The sequence below is a fragment of the Sphingomonas sp. GW821-FHT12D09 genome (assembly GCF_058807215.1).
The window spans coordinates 114,454-139,427 of the sequence record NZ_JBXAQL010000001.1 but is presented as its reverse complement, the minus strand read 5'-3'; the positions used below and the strand labels follow the sequence as shown (position 1 = coordinate 139,427).

Below are 24,974 nucleotides of genomic sequence, written 5' to 3'. Positions count from 1 at the left end.
GAGCACGGTCGCGCCAGAGGCGCGAAACGGCCGTTGCTCGCCCTCTTTCGTCCGGTCACTTTGCGCCCTAAGTCTGGCGGCATGTCATACGACTTCCGATCGCTCCTCCCTGCCGATTTTGAGGATTTGGCGCGCGATCTGGCGGGAAAGGCGTTTTGCTGCCGCTTTGAGGCATTTGGACCGGGACCCGATGGTGGCGCCGACGGCCGTCATTCCTCAGCTCAGGGCGACTTCATTCTCCAAGCCAAACACATGGTGGGCTCATCCTTTTCCAGCCTGAAGCGCATCATGAGGCGGGAGCGGCTGGCGATCGATAAAATGGCGCCGAACAGATATAGTCTGGTTACTTCACGGTCCATTACCCGCGCCAACAAAGCAGCACTTTCGGAAGTCATAGGTCCGGCGCTTCGTGAAGAGGCAGACATACTTGGTCCAAACGATCTTAATCAGTTACTGCGCGACAACCGAAAGATCGAAAGAGCTCACCTCAAACTCTGGCTCTCTAGCACTACGGTCCTCGAATCGATCGTCGACGCGATTGTACACTCCGCCTTCCACGGGTTCACAGCGACCACGCAACAGGAGATTGCCGCAAAGGTGCGGGTGTACGCACAAAACCCCAGTCTCGCCGACGCTCGGACAATATTGGACAAGCGCCACGTTCTTATTATCGCGGGGCCGCCTGGTGTAGGAAAGACCACACTCGCTGAGATCTTGTCTTTTGCGTATCTTGGTGAGGGATGGGAGCTTATCGCGATACGAAGTCTCGAGGATGGATTTGGTCATATCGACGATGCCAAGCGGCAGATATTCTTCTTCGACGATTTCCTGGGTTCGATCGCGTTCGATCAACGCGCTCTCGCCGCGACCGATTCCGCGCTCGCGATGTTCATGAACCGAGTTCGCAACAGCCCAAACGCGCGCTTCGTCCTCACGACGCGTGCCTATATCTTGAACGAAGCCAAAAGTGCGTCCGAGCGGCTCGCCGACCGACGGGTCGGGGTTTCGACATATCTGCTCGACCTCTCAAGCTACACCAGGGCGATCCGGGCTCGCATCCTCTATAATCATCTCTTGGTCCGGAACGTGCCCCGAAAGCATCTTCTCGCGCTGCTTAACAGCGGCAAGCTGGCAAATATAGTAGACCATAGGAATTACAATCCGCGTATCATCGAGTGGATGACCGACAGCACGCATATTGAAGACTTAGCCCCAGGAATGTACCCGAAAGCTTTCATTGCCGCGCTCGACAATCCGAAGGACCTTTGGGACAAGGCCTTTCGAAACCACATCTCAGCGTCCTGTCGGCATTTATTGATCGCTCTATTTTTTACACCCGGCTTTGGAGCGTCAATCGAGGCTCTGCGCGCCGCATTCGAGCCGCTCCATCAGCGACTTAGCCAAAAGCTGGGCGTTTCTCGAGATCCAAAAGATTTCGAGGAAAGCCTCCGGCGCGTCGAAAGTGGCTTCATTGAAATCCGGAATGGCTCTGTTGATTTCATTAACCCTTCGGTCCGCGATTATCTTTCGGACTATTTGTCCGACGGCGGGCTCTTGGCGGAGCTAGCCGAAACTGCTCCCAGCGGTGATGTTGCCCAGCAAATCTGGAATTTTACCCGTCGCCGACTGCTGTCTCCTGATCGGCAACGCGTCGTTGCAGCGGGCTTCGTCCACCTCGTCTCGCGCCTCACGAAAGCTCCGCAGCGCCAGTTTCGAAACAAGTCTCCAAAGAACGACATCGACAATAGCGACCGAATCGATCTGTTGCTCGAATGGTGGGCGGTCAGTGAGGATCGCAGATTTTACGAAGCAGCGCTTAGCATCTCGCAGAATCCACCCCAGGGGTTCGTATCGTGGCGCGACGCGACGAAATTGCTGGAGCTTGCGCGCCAGCTGGGCGACGATTTTTATTTCGAACCGTCCGAGGACGCTAGACAATTGAAGGATGCACTTGAAGGGGCGGTCATCTCTCTTCTTGAATCGGGAATGGCCATTGATGAGCTCGGCCGCGTGGCCGAACTGGTTGAAGATCGTGATGCAAATTATTCATCTGGCGTCTTAGAGGCGCTACAAGAAGCGATCGTTACCGAGATCGAAAACACGGGTGAGGCCTGTTCGAACCTGACATCGGAATCGGAACTCGACGACCATGTGACATCTCTAAGAAAGCTGGCGAACTCTGCGCCTGTGCCAGCTCTGATCCTGTCTTCGGCATTGAAGGCTGTAGAGAGTCGTCGAGAGGAGGTCGTGGAAGAGCAAACGGAATCAAGTGAGCCCGAGGCCCTCCAGGCCCCTCGGACGGTGCAAGCCTTCGACGACCAAGCATTGGCCGCTCTGTTCGACAGCCTTCGCTGACATTCGCGCGCCGGTTACCATAAGTCCGCTTGCTCGCGGGAAGAGAGCTGGCTCATTGTCGGCAAGGCGCCTAAATTGCGGTCGTTCGGCTTTGACTTCGGTAAGTCCGAGAGCGGGCAACTCGGACGGTGCAACATCGCCGGGCGTCATCCTGACAACATCCGGCGAAACTGGATTAGGTTAGGGCTGACATTGGAGGGGGCAGAAATGGCGATCAGCGCCGCACTTAGAACAAAATTGCTCGGCGCGATCGACACCGACACATTGGTCTTCCTCTGTGGCGCCGGCCTGTCCATGCCTTCTCCAAGCTATCTCCCGAACGCAGCCCGCGTCGCTGAAATCTGCTACGACAAATGGGTCGCCAACGAGGCACTGGATGCCAGCCTCAAATATGACGTCGACAAGCTAGCGGGCCATTTCCACGCCAGCAACGATTTCGAATCCATCTTCATTCCGTTGGTGCCCTGGAATGATCTGTCGGGCGCGCCCAACAAGGGGCACGCCGCCATCGCCGATCTGCTCGTGAGCCGCGCCGCGCATGCCGCGCTCTCCGCTAATTTCGACACGATGATCGAACGTTGGGCCGAACAGCGCAAAGTTGCGATGCAAGGCGCGCTCACGGGCCAAGAGGCGACCAGCTTCGCCGCCGACACCAGTCCGCTCCTCAAGTTTCACGGCTGCATGCAGCGGGGTCGGCGGGCGACTTTATGGACGACGGCGCAATTAGCTGAGCCCGCCGTCCACGCGCGGGTCGAGAGCTGTTCCCAATGGATGAACTTGCATCTGCCGGACCGACACCTGGTGGTGGTAGGTTTCTGGACCGATTGGGGTTATCTCAACGATGTGCTGGCGAACGCTTTCACCATTACCAACGCGCTGTCCGTGACTGTGATCGACCCGACGTCAAGCGCCGACCTCCAAGCCAAGGCGCCGCAATTGTGGGACAAATTGACGACTTTGAGCGCTGCGTTCGAGCATATTGAGGAGTCAGGCGACCACATCCTCGAGGAGCTGCGAGTCGAATACTCAAAAAGTTGGGCTAGGAAATTTTATGCCTTGGGGCAGCCGCTCGCGACGGGGAGCGGAATTGCGCATGTGCCGTCCCCGAACGGCCTGACCTGCGATGAGCTCTACGATCTGCGGCGGGATGTGGAGGGCGTGCCGTATACGCGGGCGGCGATGCAGAAGGCGCCCCCAGCAGACACCGCCCAAGCCGCCTTCGCCCATATCGAGCTTGGAAATAACGGCGCCGTGCAAGCCGGCGCGTGGCTGGAGCATGGCGGACGGACGGTGCGGATCGTCAACGGGGCCGGCCGCGGTCTCAGCGAGGTGAAGGAAGCACATAAGGAGCCGCCCAACCTGACCCAGCCCGACATCGTCTTGTGCGCCGGGGCGATCGATCTCGGCGTCCCAGCCAGGCTGATCGCAACCGGTAAGGGCGCGAGCATCGTCAGCCCAGCTCCGGGTGGCGGCGCGAAATGGCTCACCCGCGCCGAGGCACGCACGGAGCTGGGCTTGTGATCGACCTGCTCTCCACCTCGCAGATCCTTCTACGCGACGCCGGTTTCACTGTCCGCCTCAGCTCGGTGGGCCACCGGTCGGTGGTCTGCTTCGAGGACAATGCGCTGGTCGGATTCTGCAGTTCGTTCGTGCAAACGGACGAGCTGATCGAAGGGTGGAAGGCCCTCGAACGCGAGATCCTAAACCGTTTCGCACCCGACATTCGCGCCGCAGGTGAGAAGGCATGGAACGTCTATTGTGTATTCCTGTGCGGCGGTGCGGGCGATGGGAGGCAAAAACGCGCAGTGAGCTGGATCGAGGAGGATCTCGAACGAACGCGCAAGGTCGCTGCCTGCGACATCGCAAGCCGCGAGGATCTGGTGCGGGCCCTGTTGCCAGTCCTACCAGTTCAATATCAGCCGGCGCTCCAGCATGAGGATTTGACGGCACGCTTGCAAAAACGGATCGCCGACATCGCGCCCCAGGCGGCGCATACCATATTGGATCTAGAGGTCCCGGTTTCGGAGGCGGTTCGCCTGCTCGGGGAACGGCCATGAAATTTTCTTATGTAGAGGTCGCGGGTTTCCGGGGATTCAAGGACGCAACACGCTTCGACTTCCCCGCCGGGTTCGTTGTGCTCACTGGCCGCAACGGCGCAGGCAAGAGCACGGTCCTCGATGCGATCGATTATGCCTTCACCGGTACGATCAACAAATTTGCGGTCAAGGGCGCCAAGGGCGGCGGCCTCGACAGCCATATCTGGTGGGTTGGCGATGGCACGCCGGCGGCTCAATATGTCGAGGTCGGACTGATCGCCCCGAACGGCCAGTCGTTCAAGATCTTACGCAGCCGCGACCGCGGCCTGCAGACCTCCCTCGACGATGTGGCCAAGCAAATCTGCTCCGATCAAATGGCTCAGTGCCCGTGGCAGGAGACGCTCGTCCAGACCACGCTCATACGGGACGAGACGTTGTCCGGCCTCAGCCTCGACCTTCCAGAGCAGGCGCGCTTCGAAGCCGTTCGCGCCGCGATCGGCGGCCTCACCGGGCCGGATCATCACGAGCGGACGGGCGAGCTGGGCAAAGCCGCCGCCACGGCCAAGCGGACGCAGGACGCTAAGCTTGCCGAGGCGCAGGCCGAGCTTGGCCGGGCTCTTTCGGCGCTCACCGAAGCGCGCAGCATCGCCGAACGTCAGGCCGACGTGTCCGAGGCTGAAGCGATCATCCAGCGGATAGCCCACGACCTCGTCGCGACGGGAGATCGATCCGAAGCACTCAGGCGCTGGGTCGCGGAACGCAAGCAATCGATCCCTGTCTTGATGGATGCTATCGTCCAGGCAGAAGCGACAGTCGCGGAGGAACGCCTTTTCACCTCGGAAGAGGGCCTCGCCAATTCGCTCGCGCTTGCAGTGCAGGCGGAAGCGCTCCAGCAGAGCCAGAGTCAGGCGCTGGCGGCCGTCGCCGACGCTCAACGTGCGGCTACGGCCGAACAGGAGGCCGATTCCTTTGCCGCCCATATGATCGCCTTGCTTCAACATGGGGAAGAAATTGGGCTGGTCGAGGGACATTGCCCGCTCTGCAACGCCGTTCGGGGTGATGCCGAATTTGCCGCCGCGATCGAGGCGGCCCGGGCGCGGCTACAGGCCCGAGGCGAGGCGGCGGCCCGGACGGCCGACGCTTTAACGGAGGCCCAATTGCTAGCCAGCCAGGCCGAGCAGGAGCTTGCGGCCGCGAAGCGGGCGCTCGAAGATCTCGATGCTCGGCGGGCCCGCTCCTCTCAGGCGCTCGCCGCGGTTCGCGCCGTCTTCGAACGTTATGACCTGCTTACCGATCCGATCGATACCGACCAGATTCGTAGCCTTGTACTGAAACGGCAGGAGGAGACGGCGCAGCTCGAACATGCGCTATTCATCCTTGAAGCGTCCAGCGCGCACGACCGGGTCACCGCGCTGGAGATGCGGATCGCGCAGCTCCGCGAGAATGTGGAAGAGGAATCTCTGCGCGCCACCGCCGCCGACCGGGCCGTTGAAGCCGCGAAGCAGATCGACAAGGCCGCGAAGTCCGTAGCCAACCAGATCCTCACCGAACAGTTCGACACGGTGATGCCGCTCCTGAAGGAGCTGTACCAGCGCCTCCGCCCCCATACGGACTGGCGGGAGATTGAGACCGACTTTGGCGGTGAGGTGCGAGCGTCGCTCAATTTCACGGTGGGCGACGGCCGGAACCCGCAATTCCTTTTCAGCAGCGGGCAGCGGCGGGCGGCGGGTCTCGCCTTCCTGCTCGCTATCCATCTTTCGCGGCCCTGGTGCCGGCTCAGTTCGCTGCTGCTGGACGACCCGGTCCAGCATATTGACGATTATCGCGCCTTGAATCTGGTCGAGGTGCTGTCCGCGATCCGGCGGATGGGGCGGCAAGTCATTATTGCCGTGGAAGACCCGGCTTTGGCCGACCTCTTGTGCCGACGGCTGCGGAGCACGCCGGAGGAAACGGGCCGCCGTTTCGACCTGTCTTTCGGGCCAAACGGATCGGCGATTATTGACAGCGCAGAGGATGTTCGGCCGCTACCTCGGGAGGTACTTCGTCTCGCCGAGGCGTCCTAATCGCTTCCTTGGCGGGGTGCTGCGCCCCTCCAGCGCGACTATGCGCTGCCTCTCCAACGTCGGCTCTAATGGCATCCACCATGGAACTGATCCAGCTTATTGGACGAGACGCAGACCCACCGGCTTCTCAACAATTCCATAGTCCCCAAGCCCCGACCGCACTGCTTCCCGAACGTAGGACGGGCAGAGATGCGCGTAGTGCTTCCGGGTAATCCGTTCGTCGGCGTGCCCGAGCGCTTCCGCAATAACCGCCATCGGCACGCCAGCCATAGCCAGCCGGGAGCCATAGGTGTGCCGCAGAATATGGAACCCCGCAGGCTCCACCCCCGCCGCCTCGCAGGTCTCACGCATCGGCCTGATCTGGTGCGATGTACCGAGCTCCCGATCATGCTGGTTCAAGAAAACAAGCTCGTCGGTCCTCTTGCCCAAACAGAGCCCTCGGAAAAGCTGGATGCCCTCATCGCTCAGGTGCACGAACCGCGGCCGCCCGCTCTTGGTGTCGGGAAACGTCAGCACGCCGCTCATCAAGTCGACGTCCCGCACGCGAACGCGGTGAATCTCAGACCAGCGCGCGCCCGTGAGCAGCGCGGCCTGGATCAGCGGGCGGAACCAGTCGGGCGCATGCTCGATCAGCCGATGGATCTCGGGCCCTGTGAAGTACCGGATCCTGGGAGCGCTGACCTTGGCGTAGGGCTTCACCCGGCGCCACGCGCTGTCGTCCGCGACCTTGCCCAGCGCGAACGCCCGGTTGAGCGCGGCGCGAAGCGGCGTGAACGCGCGATTGGCGTTCGCTTGCTGGACACGCACGGCATCGTCGCGAACCGGGCGCTCCTTGCGCACGCCCTTCTTGTTCGCACGGTAGACTGAGCGCCGCGAAGCGATCTTCTCCAGAAACTCGCGCAAGCGCTCGGTGGTGAGATCGCTCACCTGCACGTTCTTGAACTCCGGTCGCACGAGCCGGTCGATCACGTAGCGGGTCTTGTCGAGCGACTTGCCGGCGAAGTTGGCGATGTAATCGTCGAGCGCGTCCTCGACCGTGTAGCGCGGGCGCCGCCTGCCCGCGTCGCGATCGAGCGCCTCGAACCAGTCGCGTGCCTTGGCTTGCGCGGCGGCGAAGGTCAGCACGTCGGACGTTTCGCCGTCGAAGGCATCGTCAGCGGCACCAAGAAGCAGCTGCTCGCGCTTGCCGTCGGCGGTGCGGTACTTGGCGAGCCAGATGCCGCCCTTGGCGCCCTTGCGGTAGCCGAGCGCCCTGCCCCGCGTCAGCAAGTGCCAATAGGGCGCATGGCGCTTGGGGAGCAGCGCACGCGCGCTCCTGCTGTCGAGCCGTTGGTTGCGGATAATGCGCGCCATGTCTGCCTCACGGACTTACTGCAAATTTACTGCAAAACCGTAGCAGAATTGGCTTGGACGCGGAAGGACCGAAATCTCCATAACCGATTGACTTACAACGAATACATAGGCGTCCATATGGACCCGAACACCCCCCGTTGCGTGTACTCTCACGGCGAAAACACGAGTTCGATTCTCGTAGGGGTCACCAGCGGCAAGTGGAAAATGGCAGATTGCTGCTATGCTGGTCGAGCCGACCAGGCGCTCAACGGCATTCGGCGGAAATCGATCGCTTTGCGGCAGCGGCCAACCTCAACCTCACCGCCGACCTGAGCGACACGCTCAGCCTGCGGCTCGGCTATGGCGGTCTGCTGGGCAGCGGCGCCCGCGAGCACGAAGGTCGCGCCACGCTCAGCCTGAAATTCTGAACAGCAGGGCTGCTGAGGCCCCCGGCCAGTCCCGAAGGTCGCGTATGTTCAAGCCCCTGCCCGCGAAGCCCGTCATCGGCGCCATCCCGTTCGAACGTCGTCGTCCGATGCCCGCCAGGCGGAATCCGGACGGCAGCGCGGCGTTCGACTTTGCCTCGATCGACGACTTCAAAGCGCGGCAGAAATAGCCCAGACGTTCGCCTGTTCGAATGAAACCCTCACGCCGACAACCCTTAGGAGAAACCATGCGCCGGATGCCCCTTGGAGCGATGATCGCTCCGCTGCTGCTGCTTGCTGCGAACCCCGCCGATGCCCGACCCGGACCCGACGGCTGGACGCCCGCCTGGACGGCCAGCATGTGGCAGGCGACGGCGCCCGCCCAGCGTGTGTCGGTGGAGAATGCGACGCTGCGCATGCAGGTCCGCGTGGGCGCGGCGGGCAGCAAACTCCGTATCCGGTTGGCGAACGACTATGGCCCGGCGATGCGGATCGGCGCGGCTACCGTGCGGATAGCCGGCGGCAAGCCGGTGCGCGTGACGTTCGATGGTCAGGGTGAGGGCCGGCTGCGTAACGGCGCCCCGCTGGTCAGCGACCCAGTGGCGCTGCCGGTCAAGGCGTTCGACCTGATCGAAGTGTCGCTCTTCCTGCCCGAGAAGGTCGATATCGACACGGTGCATGGCGCGGGCGGGGCGAAGACCGCGATCTCGCCCACGGGCGACTTCACCGACAGGGATTTTACGCCGGCCAGCCAGTCCGGTCCGCGCCCGCTGCTCGCCGGGGTCGATGTGCTGGGTGCCAGGCAGCGCCCGGTGATCGTGGCCTATGGCGACTCGATCACCGACAATACCGGCTGCGCCAATGAAGCGGTGCCGGCGTGCCGTTGGGGCGATGTGCTCGGCCGGCGGATCGTCGTGGCGGGGATGCCGCATGTGGTGGTGACCCAAGCTATTTCGGGCAACCGCATCCTGTCGAGCGGCGCCGGGCCCAACGCCCTCGCCCGCTTTGACCGCGACGTGCTGGCGCTCCCTGGCGTCACCCATGTCGTCCTGCTCGAGGGGATCAACGACATCGGCGGCTCGGGCCGGAACAACAGTCCGGTGATCACTGCCGACGATCTCAAGGCCGGCTATCGCCAGCTCGTCCAGCGCGCGCACGCGCATGGGATCAAGGTGATCGGGATGACGATCCTGCCGTTCGAGGGGGCCGGCTACCAGACGCCCGAGGGCGAGGCGCTGCGGGCGGCGATCAACGACTGGATGCGGAAGTCCGGCACCTTCGACGCGGTGATCGACATGGAGAAGGTCGTAGCGGACCCCGCCAATCCGAAGCGCTTGGCCAGCGCGTTGCAGGGCGGGGATAATCTTCACCCGAACGGCGCAGGCGAGACGAAGATGGGTGAGGCGATTCCGCTGGGCCTGTTCCGCTAACGCGAACCCGTGGCCAGCCGTTCGCGCGCTTCGCACACAACCACGGGCTTTCAGGCTCCGTAATTCCCGCCGCGCGAGGCATCACCTCGCGCGGCGGGAGCGGAAGCGTCAGCGACGACCCTTCTTGGCGCGGATATCCATGCCGTAATAGCGCTTCAGATAGTCGCCCACCGCGATCGCCACGGTGTCGCCGAAGCGGCGGCGGTTCTCGGCGGTGTCGCGCAGGCCCTTGTAGTTGGTCTCGAACTGGACGCCGCAGATCTTGCCGTCGGTCTTGTTACCCGCCGCAGCAGCGTCGGCGGAGCAGCCGTGGCGCAGCGTGTTGTAGCCTGCCGAAAAATACTTGTTGGCGCCGGGCGCCGGATCCGCGTCGCTCGGCACCGCACGGAAGCCGTCCCGCTCGAACGCCGATCCCAGGGCGTCGGGCCCGCGCAGGATATCGGCGAGCTGAACCTTGTCGGACAGCAGGTTGCGAATCGACACGCGGTCACGCAGCGCCCGATCGGCGTTGAGCGTCGCATCCGAGGAATTGACCTGGGCGGTGGTCAGCAGATAGCCGATCTCGACGCGCTGGATCTGATGCGCATGGCCGTGAATGTCCATGTACCAGCCCTTGCCGAAGTCGCGGATCACTTCGCGCTCGGCCTGCTCGATGAAACCGTGCCATTCGTCGAACGCCTTGGCAGCTTCCGGCGATCCGCAGGCGGCTTCCTCGAGCGGGCGGTTCGGGTCCAGCTTCTTGCGCGCGATATGGCTGACGACGACATAAGGGTAGAAGCCGTGACGGCGATAGAAGCTGTCGCGCATCGCCTTCGCCAGTTCCAGCGTGTTGGTGTCGCGCACCACCACGGCCTTGCCGCCGCAATTCTCGGGGGCGCGGTCCGGGATCGATTCCGGCATCATGTCTCCGCCATGCGGAGCGGTGATGATCACCGGCCCGTTGCCAGGCAGATATTCGATATAGCCCTTCTCGCCCCAGACGGACTGGAGCGCGGGTGCCTTGTCCTGCGCCTCGATGGCGGTGGGCTGCGGTGTGCTGGCCACCGCAGCCCCGGAGAGCAGCGGCAGCGCGATCGCCAACGACTTCAACATGATATCTTTCCCCCTGTGCAAGTTCAGAAACGCCAGCCCAGCGTGGCGCGGACGCCGTGATCCTGGGCGTTGCGCGCATATTCACCGAGATAGCGGACCGAGAGCGTGCCGCCCGCCGCATCCAGCGAGATGCCGAGGTCGACCGCGGCGCTGGTGTTCGACGGATGATTGCCCGAGATCGAAAAGGACTGGCCGGTCGCCACGAACCGGGCATCGCGCGTCGCGACCTTGTCGAGGTCCTGGCTCTGCACCGCCACGGCACCGGTCAGGCGCAGCCTGCTGCCGGTGAAGATCGGCAACGCGCCGTTGAAGCGCATGCCGGCCTTCGCCCCGAACACGCCGGCCTCGACCTTGCCGAGCTCGAGCGCGGCCAGGCCGCCGGTCTCGACGATGTGCTTCGCCGCCACCCGGCTCGCGCCGGCAGTGACGAAGGGCTCGACGTTCCAGCGGTGCAGCGCGATCGTGTACGCGACTTCGCCGAAGGTCTGGAGGATGTTGGTCGTCCCCCGCCCGGCCGGCGCGTCGCCGAAGCCGCCGATCGACACCGACCGGTAGGCCTTGGCCAGGCTGCTCTCGATCAGGCCGCCCACGCGAAGCTTGAGCGCGCCGAGGCGATAGCCCGCATAGACGCCGAACTGCGTGGCGGTCAGCGTTGCACGGCTCGCCAGCGCGTCGGAACCGATATTGCTGGTCCCGTGCCCGGCGACCGCGCCGAAGCGCAGCTTGCCCATCGAGGAGTCGAAGCCACCGCGCACGCCCGTCATGCGGCGATCGAGTGCCGCCTGTCCGTCGTCCGCATCGATGTCCATGTCGCTCGAGCTGTACTGCAGCCACACGCCGCCCGAGATCGGCTCGGCGAGGCGATCCAGCACCGCGTCCCGGCCCTGGCGCGCCTGGTGGAGCGCCAGCGCCGGCAGCGAGGCGTAGATCTCGCCCGAAAGCTGGGTGAATGCCTGGCGGGCACCGGCGGTGTCCTGGCCAAGCACCTGGCTGAACACCGTGCCCGATCCCGCCGCCTGGACCGCCTTCGCCACCGCGACCTGGTTCGGCGTCACCGCCACCGTGTCGAAGGCAGTGTCGGTGCGGCGCAGCACCAGGTTCACGGCGTTGGCGGTGTAGACCAGGCTCGGTGCCAGGAACGCCAGGTCGCTGGTGACGCCGGCGAACTGGCCGGTGAGCGAGCCGCCCGCGCTGATGATCTGATAGGTGGTCGAGGCGTTGTAGCCCGAACCCAGCGGCATCACGCGCACCGTGCCGCCCTCTATCACGACATTGCCGCCGGCGGCGACCAGGTCGCTGCCGATCGTCGCATTGGTCTCGACTTCATAGACCGACCCGGCGCGGAAGGTGACGTTGCCGGTGGTCGTGATCGTACCCACCGAATTGCCCGGCGTCAGCGTGCCGGCCACGTCGAGGCTGGCGAAGCTGCCATTTCCGCCGAGGCGACCGCCACTGCCGACGATCATCGCCGCGTTGGCGAGCGTGCCGTTGACCACCAGCTTGCCGGCATCGACGCGGCTGAAGCCCGAATAGGTGTTGGCGGCGGTGAGCGTCAGCGTGCCCGTGCCGGTCTTCACCAGATTGCCGGTGCCGCTGATCACGCCGTCATAGGTGGTCGTGCCGTTGTTGCCGCCCACCGTGAGCGTGGCGGTGCCCAGCGTCACCGTGCCGGTGCCGGACAGGCTGCCGATCGCCTGGTCGAAGCTCGCCAGGTCGAACCGCCCCGCCGTGATGTTCAGTGCGCTCAGCGCGATCACGTTCGCAGCGCCGGCGCGCAGGATGCCGCCGCTGATCGTGGTCGTGCTGGTGTAGCTGTTGGCCCCGGAGAAGGTGAGCGTGTTGGTGCCCGCCTTGGTCACATTGCCGGTGCCGCTGATCACGCCGCTCCACGTCTCGGTCGCCGTACCCGCGATAGTCAGGTTGGAGCTGCCCAGCAGCACTTGCGCGCCCGCGACCCCGCGCAAGCCCGCCACTGTCTGGGTGCCCGCAGTCAGGTCGAGCACGCCGGTGGCCGCGCTGATGTTGACGCCGCCCGCGATGCTGCCGCTCGCCGCCAGCGCCAGCGTGCCGCCCGAGATGGTGGTGAGGCCGGTATAGCTGTTGGCGCCGGACAGCGTCAGCGTGCCGGTGCCCGTCTTGGTCAGCGCGCCGGTGCCCGAGACCACGCCCGAGAAGCTGCTGCTGCCATTGCCGCTGCCCACGGTGAGCGTGTTGTTGCCCAGCGTGACGCTGCCGGCGCCGCTCAGGGCGCCGATCGTCTTGGCGCTGGCGATCGACAGCGTGCCGGCCGCGGCGATCTCGACCGCGCCGGTGGTGCCGATCGAGTTGCTCGCGGTGAGCGCCAGCGTGCCCGCATCGATGCGCGTGCCGCCGGTATAGGTGTTGGCGCCGGTCAGGGTCAGCGTGCCGGCTCCTGCCTTGATCAGCATGCCCGCGCCGGAGACGACGCCGCCGAAGCTGCCGTCCGCCGCCGCTTCCGCCACGGTCAGCGCCCCGTTGGTGCCCAGCGTGACTGCACCGGTGCCGGCCAGGCGGCTGACCGTGAGGCTGTTGCCGGCCAGGTCGAGCGTTGCGCCCGTGGCGACGCTCACTGCGCCGGTTCCCAGCACCGTCGCGCCGGCCAGGCGCAGCGTGCCGGCATCGACATTCGTGCCGCCGCTATGCGTCTGGGTGCCGCTGATCGTGAACACGCCGGTGCCGGTCTTGCTGAGCAGGCCGGTGCCCGAGAAGACGCCCGCGAACGCGCTCGCCGCGTTGCCGATGCCTACCGCGAGATTGGCGTTCAGCACCACCGAACCTTCGCCCGAAAGCGCGCCAAGCGTGTTGGCGGCGGCGACATCGAGCGTCGCGCCTTTCGCCACCGTCACGCCGGATGCCGCCGCAATCGCGTTGCTAGTAGCGAGGCGCAGCGTACCACCGCTGACAAGGGTTGCGCCGGTATAGCTGTTCTGGCCGCCCAGGATCAGCGTGCCGCTGTCGAGCTTGGTCAGCCCGCCGGTGCCGGCGATGCTCGCATCGATGCGCGCGGTGACGCCCGGATCGACGCGGATGTTGCCGTCCGCGGTGGTGGTGGTCAGCGTGCCCGTACCGGCGGCGATGACATAGCTGTCATTCATGAACTGCATGCCGGTGTAGGCGATGGCGGCGTCCACCGTCACGGTGCCGCCAGTGCCCTGGAACACCGCGAACCGGGCGCCCCAGCGGGTGTTCTCCAGCCCGCTCGCACCGGTCCAGTTATAGGCGCTGTTGTTCCAGCTGCCGCCGCCGCCCGCGATCGCGCCGTCCCCGGCGGTGCCGCTGCCGTCCCAGAACTGCACTTCGGGCAGCGTGCCCGAGACGACCAGGTTCACCTGCTTGGCGACGCTCGTCTGGAGATCGAGCTGCGCGACCGCGACGCCGGTCGGCAAGGTGCCGAACGCGATGCCGTTGTCGGTCAGCGTGCCGCCATAGTCGATCAGGCGGTACACGCCGGTGCCGAACTGGCCGACATCGGTGATGTTGAGCGCGCCGGCGAGCGTCACGTCGCCCAGCACGTTCAACCGGTCGCTGGCCAAGGCGATGCTGGCCGCGCCGAGATCGTAATTCAGGTTCGAGCCGCTGGTCAGCACCAGGTTGCCGAGCGTCAGCGTTCCGGCACTGCCCGCGGTGCCGGCGGTGAGGTTGCCGCCGCTCGCCACGGTCACCGTGCCGGCGATCGTGCCGCTGCCGCCCAGTGTCGCGCCGCTCGCCACGCTTGCGTCGCCCGCCACGCTGCCGTTCACGAGCAGCGTGCCCGCGCTCACTGCGGTCGCACCGATATAGGCGTTGGCGCCGCTCAGCGTGAAGGTGCCGGTGCCGGCCTTGGTGATGCCGCCAGTGCCGCTGGCGATGCCGGAGAAGTCATAGGTTCCGCTGGTGCTGACGGTCAGCGTGTTGGCGCCCAGCGTAATCGCGCCGCTGCCGCTGACGCCGCCCAGCGTCTTGCTGACGCCGATCTGGAGCGTGCCGGGGGCCTCGATCCGCACCGTGCCGCTGTTCGACAGCGAGTTGGCGGCAGCAATCAGCAGCGTTCCGCCGGCGATCGTCGTGCCGCCGCTGAAGCTGTTCGAGCCGCTCAGCGTCAGCGTGCCGGTGCCGGTCTTGACCAGCGCGCCGCGCGTACCGGTGATCGATCCGGCGAAGCTGGTATTGCCGCTTCCGCCGGTGGTGAGCGAACCGTCGGTGCCGATCGCGACCGTGCCGCCACCCGCGAGCGTGCCGATCTGGGTGGCGATGCCGGCCAGGTCGAGCGTCGTGCCCGAGGTCATCGAGACATTGCCGGTGCCGAGCGCTCCGCCCGTCGCCAGGCGGATCGTACCGCCGGTCAGGCTGGTGGTGCCGGTATAGCTGTTGGCGCCGCTCAGGAGCAGCGTGCCCGTGCCGGTCTTGGCGATGCCGCTGGTGCCGGTGAGGGTGCCGGCGAAGCTGCTGTCGGCGTTGCCGGCACCGATGGTCAGCGTCGCGCCAAGCTCGACAGTGCCGTCGCCCGCGATGGTCGTCGCGTTCTGCGCCGTGGCGATTTCCACCACTGCGCCCGAGGCTACGGTGAAGCCGCCCGGCAGTGCCCCGGCGCCGGCAAGGCGCAGGCGCCCGCCATTCACCACGGTGCCGCCCGTATAGCTGTTGGCGCCGGTAAGCGTCAGCGTGCCGCTGTCGAGCTTGGCAAGCCCGCCGGTGCCGCCGATCGCCGCCGAGATGGTGGCCGAGATGCCCGGATCGACGCGGATCGACGTGACGGCCTCGATCGCCTGGAGCGTGCCGGTGCCGCTGGCGATCTCATAGCCGTTGGTCATGAACTGCATGCCGCCGAAGCGGATCGCATCGTCGACGCTCACCGTGCCGCCAGTGGTGCCGAACACGGCGAACTGCTCGCCCCAGGCATCGTTGAGCACGCCGTTGCTGCGGGTCCAGTTGTCGACGGCGTTGACCCAGCTGCCCGAGCCGCCGCTGATCACGCCGTCGCCCGAAGTGCCTGAGCCGTCCCAGAACTGCACCGCGGGCACCAGCGTGCTGGCATCGCCATAGACCAGGTTGATCTGCTGGCCGACCGACGTCTGGATCGTGACCAGGCTGGCATCGGTGCCGGCGGGCAGCGTGCCGACGAGCAGGCCGTTGTCGGTCAGCGTGCCGCTGTAGCTGATCAGGCGATAGACGCCGAGGCCGAAGCCGCCGACGTCGTTGACGTTGATCGTGCCGTCGAGCGTCAGGTCGCCGGTGACGACGATGCGGTCGCTCAGCGCGGCGTTCGCATTGCCGGGCGCGCCGAGGTCGAAGGCCAGCGTCGTGCCGGCGTTGAGCAGCAGCGTGCCTGTGGACAGCGTGCCGGCAGTGCCCGCCCCGCCCGGCGCGATCACCGTGCCCGCGGCCATCGTCACCGTGCCGCCGATCGTGCCCGCGCCGCTCAGCGTGCCCGTGTTCATCGCGACGTCGCTGGCGAGCGAACCGGTCACGCGCAGGCTGCCGCCGTTGATCGTGGTCAGGCCCAGGAAGCTGTTGGCACCGCTCAGCGTCAGCAGCCCGGTGCCGGTCTTGGTCAGGTTACCGCTGCCCGAGATCACGCCCGAAAGCGTCGCATCGGCGTTGTTGCTGCCGAAGGTGAGCGTGGCATTGGCAGTGCCGAGCTGGATGTTGCCGGCGCCGGCGACGCCCGTCACGGTCTGGCTGAAGCCGTTGAGGTTCAGCGTGCCGGCCGCGCCGATCGTGATCGCCGAGGCGGCCGAGAAGGCGTTGTCGGCGCTGGCGCGAAGTGCGCCGCCGGTGATCGTCGTCGCGCCGGTATAGCTGTTGGCATTGAGCAGCGAATAGGTGCCGCCGGTGATCGCGAGCGTGCCCGCGCCGCTGATCGTCTGCGCCGCCGCCTGGGTGTAGGTGTCGCTGCGGTTGAAGATCAGCGATCCGTTGTTGACGATCGCGCCGTTGACGCTGCCCAGGGTGCCACCATTGCCGAGGCGAAGGATCGCGCCGCTGGCGACCGTCGCGCCGGCAGCCGTGACGTTCAGCGTTCCGGTCGCGGTCCAGTCGCCGCCATTGACTTGGATCGCCTCGAAATTCGAGATGGTCGGGATCACGGCCACGCCGTTGCCGTAGAGCTTCAGCGTGTCGTACCCGTTGGTGCTGGTCACGCCGCCGCTGATCTCGCCGATCACGATCGCGCCGGTCTCGATCGAGATCGTGTTCATTCCGCCGTAGAAGTCGATCGCACTGGTGCCGCCGCTGGTGGTGCTGCCGGCATGCAGCGTGATGTCGCGGACATAAGCCGTCGAGGACTGTCCCGAAATACCGTAGTTGGTGCCGCTGATCGTGCCGTAATTGTTGAGCGTCACCGCGGTGAGATACATGCCGTCGCTGTCGGCATTGCCGTCGGTATCGACGGCTCCGGAGGCCGTAACGCTGGTGTTCGCACCCACCGTGACCAGGTTCGTGCCGGTGGTGACCATATAGAGGCCGGCGGTCACGCCGGTAACGCTCGAAGTGCCGGACAGCGTGATGGTGTTGTTGCCGCCGCCGAGATAGATTCCGTAGTTGCCGGAGACCAGGCTCGTGCCGTTCAGCGCAACAGTGCTGCTACCCGCAGCCAAGGAGATGCCGCGAGTGACGCCTTGGATCGAGCCCGAATTGGATGTGATCGTGCGGGTCTGCGTGCCGACGCCGGAAACGCCGTAGATGCCCTTGATCGTTCCCGAATTGGTGATCGTGCCTGCGCCCATGATCACGCCATTGCCGGTCGTGCTTGCCGTAACCGAACCACCCGTGCCGGGCGTTCCCGCGCCGCCCTGCATCGTGCCCGTATTGATCAGCGTCAGGACTGCACTGGGCACCGAGTTCAGATCGAGCACATCCCCAGTGTAAGAGGTCATCATGCCGTAGTTGGTGATGTTGATCGCGGTCGGCTGGGTGACGTCGTTTCCGCCATTATAGATGCGGATCACGTCCAGGCCCGATTCCATCAGGCCAGTGGCATTGTTGATCACCGTGAGCGGACGGATACCGTTGCTCGTCGTCCCGGTCGTGTCGACGATATAGGCGCCGACCGCCTTTATCGTGCCGCTGTTGATGATCTTGGGCCCGGCGTTCGTCGGCAAAGTCGTCGTGGGATACGTGATCGCGCGCGCGGTGCTGCCGCTGGTGCTGTAGGTAACGGTGGCACCCGCCTCGACGGTCACCGTGCTCTCACCGCCAATCGTAATCTGCGTGGTCCGCGTCGTGCCCGCCGCAACTGTAGTATCCTGCGCATGCGCCAGTCCGGGCACCACGCCCGCGGCAAACACGGAGGCGAGCAGCAGCGGGCGCAAATTGCGGCGGCGAGTCGGCGAAGGCGTTTTGGCGGCGACAGCGGTCATGGAGATTCCCCCGGAAAACGGAATGAATTTGAAGGTTCGGGAGGATCTCGACCGATCCTTCCCGCTGGAGATGGATCAGGTCAGGGACGTGGGCGCAGCTTCTCGTCGAAGAAGGTGACGGTGCGCTGCATCGCGTCCTCCTTGGCGGCCGCGTTGGCGGGCACGGACTGACGCGACTTGGTAGGCGTGTCGAAGCTGTGCTCGGCGTCCTTGTAGAGCACGATCTCGATATCGCCCTTGCCGCTGCGGCTGCGCGACACCAGCCGATCGCACAGCGTGGCCGACACCTCGACATCGCCCGTGCCGATCATGAGCAGCACCGGATTATATGGCCGGTAGCCGGTCTTATCGAAGCGGTTCTTCAGACCGCAGCCGGGATAGAAGGCGACGCCGGCGCGGAAGCCGGCTTCCTTGATCCCCTCGGGCTTGTCGTTGGCCATCGCCGCCAGCGTCAGGCTGCCGCCGTTCGACCAGCCCATCAGGCCGATCCGCTTGGGATCGACGTCGCTGCGCGTCTTCAGATATTTGAGCGCGCCATAGGCATGAAGCGGCCGGTTGGTGACTTCGTCGAGCGCGGCCGGGCGGCTGTCATAGGTGAAGCGCCCAAAGCCCTGGGGATAGCCCAGCGGCCCGAAGTCATCGACCATGATCGCCACATAGCCGCGGCTCGCCCACATCCTGCCCCACATCTTGTGGCGCGAGGAAAGCGTGTTGGCGTTGTAGACGCCGTCCGCCAGGCTCGAATAGGCGCCGCCTCGGCCATGTTCCATCACGATCGCCGGCTTGCGCCCTGCCCCGCCCTCGGCGGTGAAGACATAGCCGTTGATCATGTTCTTGCCGTCGACGCTGAGGAACTTGACGCTCTCGACCTTAACCTTCGCGTCGGCATTGGGCTTTTCGGCGCCGGGCGCCTCATCGGCTTCAGAATCCCCCGCCGCCACCTGGGCAAGCGCCGGCGTGGCGAGGAGGAGCGACAATGCGGCAAGCGCAGCGGGCGGGAAGATCCGCTTCATCGGCCTACCCCTCAGAACCGCTTGCGGAGCGAGGCATAGACGTAGCGCCCACGGATGCTGTGCAGTTCGCCCAGATACCCATAGGAGCCGTCGGCGATCGGCGGCAGCGTGTTCAAAATGTTGCGCGCGCCGATCTTGATGCGGGTGCGGCTGAGCAGGCCGGCCTTGCGGCCGAACGTGTACTGCCCATAGAAATTATGGGTCAGCACGTCGCTCACTTGCCAGAGCGTGCCGTCCGGCAGCGATGCGGACGTGTCCTCCACGCCGCCGACATAGCTGTTGTAATAGCCCCAGCCCCAGCCGTCCTTGCGCCAGGTGATCGTGCTGGTGAAGCGCCAGGTCGGCCGGCCGTTCTGGCGCAACAGGCTTTCCGCGCCGCTGATCGAGATCGTCGAGTCGATCGCGCCCGCCGCCTGGGCGGCGATCAGCGCTGCCTTTTGCGCATCGGGCTCCTGGTAGAATTCGATCAGGTGCGCTGCGTTCACCTTGAAATCGAAGTCGCCGATCGGGGTCTTGTGCAGGCGGTACGCCATGCCGAGGTCGAGCCCGCGCACGGTGCGCGGGTTGAGGTTGGCATAATTGTCGATCACCTGGATCACCCGGCCCGGCGCGGTGAGCCCGGTGCCGGCATAGTTGGCGATCTCCGCAGCGGTTGGCGTGGCGCGCTGTACGTTCGGATTCGAGGCGCCCTGGAGGCGCATGTAATAATCCAGCGTCAGCGCGTTGTTGTCGCCGAACAGGCCGATCAGATTCGTCTGATGGATCCGCCAGTAATCCGCGGTGAAGGTCAACCGGCCCAGGCCCGACGGCATTGGCGGCACGAATACCGCGCCGACAGTGAAGTTGTTCGATTCCTCGGGCTTGAGCGACTGGCTGCCCGAACGGTTCGATACGACCGCGACCGAGCGGGTGCAGGCGTCGAAATTGGCGATCCGGGCGGCGCGGACATCGGCCTCGCAGTTGATCCAGTCGGTGCGCGTATTGCTGCGCTGTACGCCGTTCTCGAAGAGCTGCGGCAGGTTCGGCGCGCGGAAGCCCAGCGACCAAGCGGTGCGGAACTGCAGGCCGTCGATCGGCGTCCAGCCCACCGCCACCTTGGGCTTCGCGACCAGGCCGAAGCTGGTGTAGTTCTCGACGCGGCCCGCAAGCTGCATCGTCAGGCTGCGGACGAACGGCACGCGCATCCCGCGCGAGACCAGCGGCACGGCCAGCTCGGCGAATGCCGACTCGACCGTGCGGGCACCGCCCGAATCCGGCGTCGGGCTGGCGCCCATCACGTCGCTGCCGTTGAAGGTGCCGTCGAGCGCGGTATAGGTGATCGTTCCGTCCAGGCGCGGATCGCGATCGTCCTTGTAGGTCTCGCGCCGCACTTCGACGCCGGCGGCAAAGCCGACATTGCCGCCCGGAAGGCGCAGCAGGCGCGAGTTGGAGACCTTGAAGTCCCACAGCGCCAGCGTAGTGCTGTTCTTGCGATAGACGTCGACCAGGAAGCTGTCGATCGTCGTGCGCGGGTTCGGCGTGCTGTCGACGCTGCCCGGATTGGTGGGATCGCCGCCGTTGAACGGGTTGTACGCCGCTGCCGTGGTGCCCGCGATCGACTTCTGGAGCAGCGTCATGCTGATCGTTTCCATGGTGTCGGTCGTCTCGGCACGCGAATAGAGCGCCGCGGTATCGAAGTCGAAAGCGCCGAAATTGCCGCGCAGGCCAGCCAGGAAGCGCAGCGTGGTGTTCTTCACGTTGATGTTGAGCGGCCCGGCGTCGACGAAGCGATAGTCCTGCAGCTCGAGCGCGACGCCCTCGTTGGCGACCCCGGTCAGGCCGGGCAGCCGGTTGGGGCTGCCGGCGACGCCGAACGGGTTCCAATAGGCGGTGGCCGGGATGATCACGCGCTGGGTGGCCAGCGGCGTCTCCTGCTCACGCTCCGAATTGAAGTCGGACTTGTAGACGCCGACCTCGCCATAGAAGTTCAGGCTGGGGCTGAACTCGTGGTTGATGAAGCCGAACAGGTTCAGCCGCTCGTTCTCGCCCTGGATCGTGCGGTCCGCGTTGGTCTCGTACTTCAGGTTCGAGTCGGTGCTGGCCGTCGAAAGCGTGCTGTTGTCGAAGCAGATGCCGTTGCCTGCCGGCGCGATGCAGCCCTCGTTGGTCGCGGGCTGGACGTGGAAGACGCCGCTGGTGGTGAGCGCGGTGCCGTTATAGCGGGCGGTGGTCGTCACCGGCTGATAGCTCGAATCGAGGCGGACGAACTCGCCCCACATCGTGTCGAGGCTGCGATTGTCGAAGTCGCCGTCGCCCGCGAAAGCCGTCTTCGCGACCAGCGGACGCAGGTCGCTCGAGCGCGAGTTGCGGCGCTCGCTCGCATAGAGCGGGTCGCGCTTGTTGTAGGTGCCGAAGATCGAGATGTTGGTGCGGCCGCCGTTGAAGGTGTTGCCCCATTCGAAGTTGATCTGGCGCTCGGTCTGCTGCGTGCCGGTCGCCTGGCCGACCATCGTCTCGACGCTGAGGCCGTCGAAGCGGGTCTTGAGGACGGTATTGACCACGCCGGCCACCGCATCGGTGCCGTAGATCGCCGCGGCGCCCTCGAGCAGCACTTCGACGCGCTGCACGCCCGTCACCGGAATGGCGTTGGTGTTGACGCTGACGACCGGGATCAGGTTCTCGGACTGGACGCCGGGATGCAGCACGAGGCGACGGCCGTTGAGCAGCACCAGCGAGTTGCCCGTGCCCAGGCCGCGCAGGTTGACCGAGCCGACATCGCCGCGCGCATCGTTGATGCCGCCGGTGTCGCGCGATTCGTTGAACGCGACGTCGCCGTTCTGCGGGATTGCGCGGAACAGGTCGTCGCCGTCCGTCGCCGCGACCGCCTCGATATCGGTGCTGTCGACCACCGTTACGGGCAGGATGCCCTCCATCTGCACACCGCGGATCTGGCTGCCGACGACGACGATGTTCGATTCGGGTTCGGGCGCCGGCGTCACCTGTGCGCCCCGGCTCTGGGGATCCTCGATCGGCGCCGCGGGCGATGCCGCCTCGACGTGCTGTTGTGGCGATGCCGCGGCCTTTTGCGGAACATCCTGCGCGTGCGCCTGTGCGGTTGCGAACGCAAACACCGACGCGCCGCACATGCACGCGCGGCGAACCCTGACCCCAACGATCATATGTAACCCCACCCCTTTTCGGACCCCACTCGCTACCGCCGGAATCGGGCGGCCCCTGGCGAGCGTGAGCCAGGTGTTAACGATTGATCCGAAATGGCTGCGAGCAAACCCAAGATTACATTATCATGACATAACGCAGGGTTATGGTTTCGCAGCAGAGCCTATCTGCTGGTCAATCAATGACTTACGGAACATTTCTATAAACTTTTTCGCCAATGACGATGGCGGTATGTCTTCCAGGAATACATATTGGACGGCGAATTCCATCTTCGGCTCGAGTGCGCGAAATCCCATTCCGTCGCCAGCACACGCCCGCGCAGTGAACTCGTCGATGATCGTCATGCCCCGGGCGTAACGCGCGATCGCCGCGGCGATGTAGAAGGTCTGCGCCGATACAACTTCGCGAATCATCAGATCCTGGCGGACGATCTCGGCCGCGAGCAGGTCGCCCACCGGCCCGGTGGTGCCCAGCCCGATCAGGTCCTCCGTCTCCAGTCGCTTGAGCGGAACCGGATCGGGCAGGTCGGGATAGCTTTCCTCATGGAGCAGCAGCATCGGCCGCCCCTTGGCAAGCGTCACGCGCGTCATTCGAGGATGCGAGGGCGGATCATAGGCGAACGCGATGTCGCATTCGCGTTCGTACAGCGCCCGGAAGAGATCGACATGGTGCAGCGTCTGCACGTCGAATGTCACATCGGGGAATTCCTCGCGGAAGCGCGCCACTGCCAGCGGCGCCACCGCCAGCCCGAGCGACGGCACCACGGCGATGCGCAGATGCCCGCCCATCCCGACGCTCTTGATGTTGCGGATCGCCTGCCGGAGCGACGAAACCCTGCCGTACACGTCGCTGACTTCGCGCGCCAAGGCATGCGCTTCCACCGTCGGCACCAGCCGTCCCCGCACCAGATGGAACAGCCGAAATCCCAGCTGGTCCTGCGTATGATGCAGCACCTTGCTCACCGCCGGCTGCGAAACGTTCAGCGTCCGCGCTGCCGCGCTGATGGAGCCGTTGACGTAAACCGCGTGGAAAACCTCGATTTGCCTTAGCCGCACCCGCACTGCCCCCTTGCCGCGCCGGCCATATTCCGTTTCCCCGCGCCCCGGCCAGCCTGCATCATGGATAGGGCCCGGCACTATCTCAAATATTTCACGCAAGGGTCTATGATATTTCTGGAATATGGCGGCCGCTCCCTCGGCCGAGCGGGCGCGGCTATCGGGTCAGCCGGCAGCGGCCGCTGCTGCGGCGGCGCCGCCACCGGTCGCCTTGTCGATGAGATCGCCGACCTTGCCGATCACGCCGCCGACCAGGCGGATCTTCTCCGCGATGCCCTTGGCGTCCTGATAGGCCTTGTCGACCTTCTCCTGCGCCGCCACGGCGGCGTCATAGGCATCCTCGACCGCCTGGCCATTGGCATCCAGCGCCTTGGCGCTCGCGTCGAGGAACTGCGCGTCGAGCGCGTCCACATTGGCCTGAATCTTGTCGGCCTCTGCGTCGCTCGTCGCCACGGCGATGTCCGCATCGCGCCGGTCATATGCCTTGCTATAGGCGTTGTAGACCGCGTCCAGGCGCTCCTGTGCTGTGCTGGCCATGTCCCTTACTCCTTCTTGGCGGCGCCGAGCGCGGTATCGAGCTCGGCAAGGAAGCGCTCGACATCGGCGAGCGACACGCTCTGGCCCGTTTCGAGCTCGTCATGCGCCCGCAGCAGCGCATCGAGCGCCGCGATCGAGGCATGGTATTTGTTGCGCGCGGCGATCACATCGGCGCGGGACTGGGCCTCCAGCATCGCGAAGATCGCCTGCTTCGCCGCCGGCGACTTGGCGACTACGGCGTCGGACGTGCTCACCGGCTTCAGCTCGAGATTGGTCGTGAAGGCCTGGAGTGCATCCGCATTCGAGACCAGCCCGGCGTCGAGCAGCGATTGCCGCGCCTCGGAACGGGTCTTCACCAGATACTCGGCCAGGCTGTCGAACACGAAGGCCTCGACCTCCAGCGCATCGCGCAGCCGCTTGGTCGCCTGCGCGATGGCATGGCTGCCGGCGACGAGCCGCTTGCGCTGGTTGCGATCGGCGAGCAAGCCGACGCCGAAGCCGGTGATCTGCTTCAGCGGCTCGCTTATGAGCGCCGCCGCAGGCGCCGCGCCGCCGATCGCCGCGATTGCGGTCGCAAAGTTGTTCACCCCATCGATCGCGTCGTTGGTGGCGCCGACCAGATCGCCGCGTGCGTCATATTCCGCCTCGGTCTTCAACGAGGCATAGGCCTTGCCCAGCGCGTCCACGGCCTTGGCCCGAAGCAGGATCGCCCTGCCAAGCTGTTGGCGCAGCTGGAAGTTCGCGCTGGGCTGGAGCTGCGAGGAGCAGGTCAGGTTCGGGTTCTTGCAGCGTAGATAGGTGGCGACGAACGCCTCGGTCACATCGACATATTGCACCTTCTGCGCGGTGCTGCGTATCTCGGTGCCGAACGCGTTGGTCGTGTCGATCCCGGCATTGGCCAGGCTGAGCGCCGGGCCGCGCGGCACGCTGGCGCAGCCGGACAGAGCCAGCGCGACGGCGCCCAGCGAACAGGCCGCACGCATGCGGAAACGGGTGGTAGCCATGGGTCGGGTCTCCTGCCCTCCGCGATCCGGTCGATCGCAACAAGGGGCACCCTCTGCCCATCAGGGTCCGGGCAGCGTGAAATTCCTGTCCGCCGTGCGTGAAAAGCGAATTCGCTCC

15 protein-coding genes are annotated in these 24,974 nt (G+C 65.3%); 7 read left to right on the top strand and 8 right to left on the bottom strand.

The genetic code is table 11. The features are described from left to right. The first annotated feature begins 81 nt into the window (after positions 1-81). The 4 genes from AC1RPL_RS00670 (at position 82) to AC1RPL_RS00655 (ending at position 6,454) form a co-directional block, all read left to right on the top strand. On the top strand, positions 82-2,355 hold the full coding sequence (locus AC1RPL_RS00670; RefSeq protein ID WP_493067331.1) for an ATP-binding protein: 2,274 nt from the start codon (positions 82-84) through the stop codon (positions 2,353-2,355). A 207-nt stretch (positions 2,356-2,562) separates the two neighbouring features. Continuing rightward, on the top strand, positions 2,563-3,876 hold the full coding sequence (locus AC1RPL_RS00665; protein ID WP_493067330.1) for an SIR2 family protein: 1,314 nt from the start codon (positions 2,563-2,565) through the stop codon (positions 3,874-3,876). Continuing rightward, positions 3,873-4,412, top strand: a complete 540-nt coding sequence (locus AC1RPL_RS00660; RefSeq protein ID WP_493067329.1) for a hypothetical protein — start codon at positions 3,873-3,875, stop codon at positions 4,410-4,412. The genes AC1RPL_RS00665 and AC1RPL_RS00660 overlap by 4 nt, the downstream gene beginning before the upstream one ends. After that, positions 4,409-6,454, top strand: coding sequence for an AAA family ATPase (locus tag AC1RPL_RS00655; protein ID WP_493067328.1), 2,046 nt, complete (start codon positions 4,409-4,411; stop codon positions 6,452-6,454). Before AC1RPL_RS00660 ends, AC1RPL_RS00655 begins: the two co-directional genes overlap by 4 nt. 96 nt (positions 6,455-6,550) lie before the next feature. Here AC1RPL_RS00655 and AC1RPL_RS00650 read toward each other — a convergent pair whose 3' ends face one another. Continuing rightward, positions 6,551-7,807 carry a tyrosine-type recombinase/integrase gene (locus AC1RPL_RS00650; protein WP_493067327.1) on the bottom strand — a complete coding sequence of 419 codons (1,257 nt, stop codon included), beginning with the start codon at positions 7,805-7,807 and terminating at the stop codon, positions 6,551-6,553. Between the two features lie 197 nt (positions 7,808-8,004). On the opposite strand from AC1RPL_RS00650, the gene AC1RPL_RS00645 reads away from it, so the two are divergent. The 3 genes from AC1RPL_RS00645 to AC1RPL_RS00635 are packed head-to-tail and all read left to right on the top strand — an operon-like array spanning position 8,005 to position 9,641. Then, entirely contained in the window at positions 8,005-8,214 is a 210-nt protein-coding gene (locus tag AC1RPL_RS00645; RefSeq protein WP_493067326.1) for a hypothetical protein, read from the top strand. A gap of 44 nt (positions 8,215-8,258) precedes the next feature. Next, positions 8,259-8,402, top strand: a complete 144-nt coding sequence (locus AC1RPL_RS00640; protein WP_493067325.1) for a hypothetical protein — start codon at positions 8,259-8,261, stop codon at positions 8,400-8,402. Between the two features lie 57 nt (positions 8,403-8,459). After that, on the top strand, positions 8,460-9,641 hold the full coding sequence (locus AC1RPL_RS00635; protein ID WP_493067324.1) for an SGNH/GDSL hydrolase family protein: 1,182 nt from the start codon (positions 8,460-8,462) through the stop codon (positions 9,639-9,641). Positions 9,642-9,749: 108 nt separating this feature from the next. Here the strand turns inward: AC1RPL_RS00635 and AC1RPL_RS00630 are convergent, their stop codons facing one another. The 7 genes from AC1RPL_RS00630 to AC1RPL_RS00600 all read right to left on the bottom strand — a co-directional run bounded on the left by AC1RPL_RS00630 (position 9,750) and on the right by AC1RPL_RS00600 (position 24,856). Then, a complete protein-coding gene (locus AC1RPL_RS00630) occupies positions 9,750-10,733 on the bottom strand; it encodes a hypothetical protein (RefSeq protein ID WP_493067323.1) in 984 nt (327 codons plus the stop codon). A gap of 23 nt (positions 10,734-10,756) precedes the next feature. Beyond that, a complete protein-coding gene (locus AC1RPL_RS00625) occupies positions 10,757-18,091 on the bottom strand; it encodes an autotransporter-associated beta strand repeat-containing protein (RefSeq protein ID WP_493067322.1) in 7,335 nt (2,444 codons plus the stop codon). A gap of 80 nt (positions 18,092-18,171) precedes the next feature. Beyond that, the gene (locus AC1RPL_RS00620) at positions 18,172-19,104 is read right to left on the bottom strand and encodes a dienelactone hydrolase family protein (RefSeq protein WP_493067321.1); all 933 of its coding nucleotides are present in this window, start codon (positions 19,102-19,104) and stop codon (positions 18,172-18,174) included. An 11-nt stretch (positions 19,105-19,115) separates the two neighbouring features. Beyond that, positions 19,116-22,214, bottom strand: a complete 3,099-nt coding sequence (locus AC1RPL_RS00615) for a TonB-dependent receptor domain-containing protein (RefSeq protein WP_493067320.1) — start codon at positions 22,212-22,214, stop codon at positions 19,116-19,118. A 189-nt stretch (positions 22,215-22,403) separates the two neighbouring features. Further along, positions 22,404-23,315 (bottom strand): LysR family transcriptional regulator, encoded by a 912-nt coding sequence (locus AC1RPL_RS00610; protein ID WP_493067319.1) that lies wholly within the window; start codon positions 23,313-23,315, stop codon positions 22,404-22,406. A gap of 165 nt (positions 23,316-23,480) precedes the next feature. After that, positions 23,481-23,852, bottom strand: a complete 372-nt coding sequence (locus AC1RPL_RS00605; protein ID WP_493067318.1) for a hypothetical protein — start codon at positions 23,850-23,852, stop codon at positions 23,481-23,483. A gap of 5 nt (positions 23,853-23,857) precedes the next feature. After that, on the bottom strand, positions 23,858-24,856 hold the full coding sequence (locus AC1RPL_RS00600) for a hypothetical protein (RefSeq protein ID WP_493067317.1): 999 nt from the start codon (positions 24,854-24,856) through the stop codon (positions 23,858-23,860). Positions 24,857-24,974 lie beyond the last annotated feature (118 nt).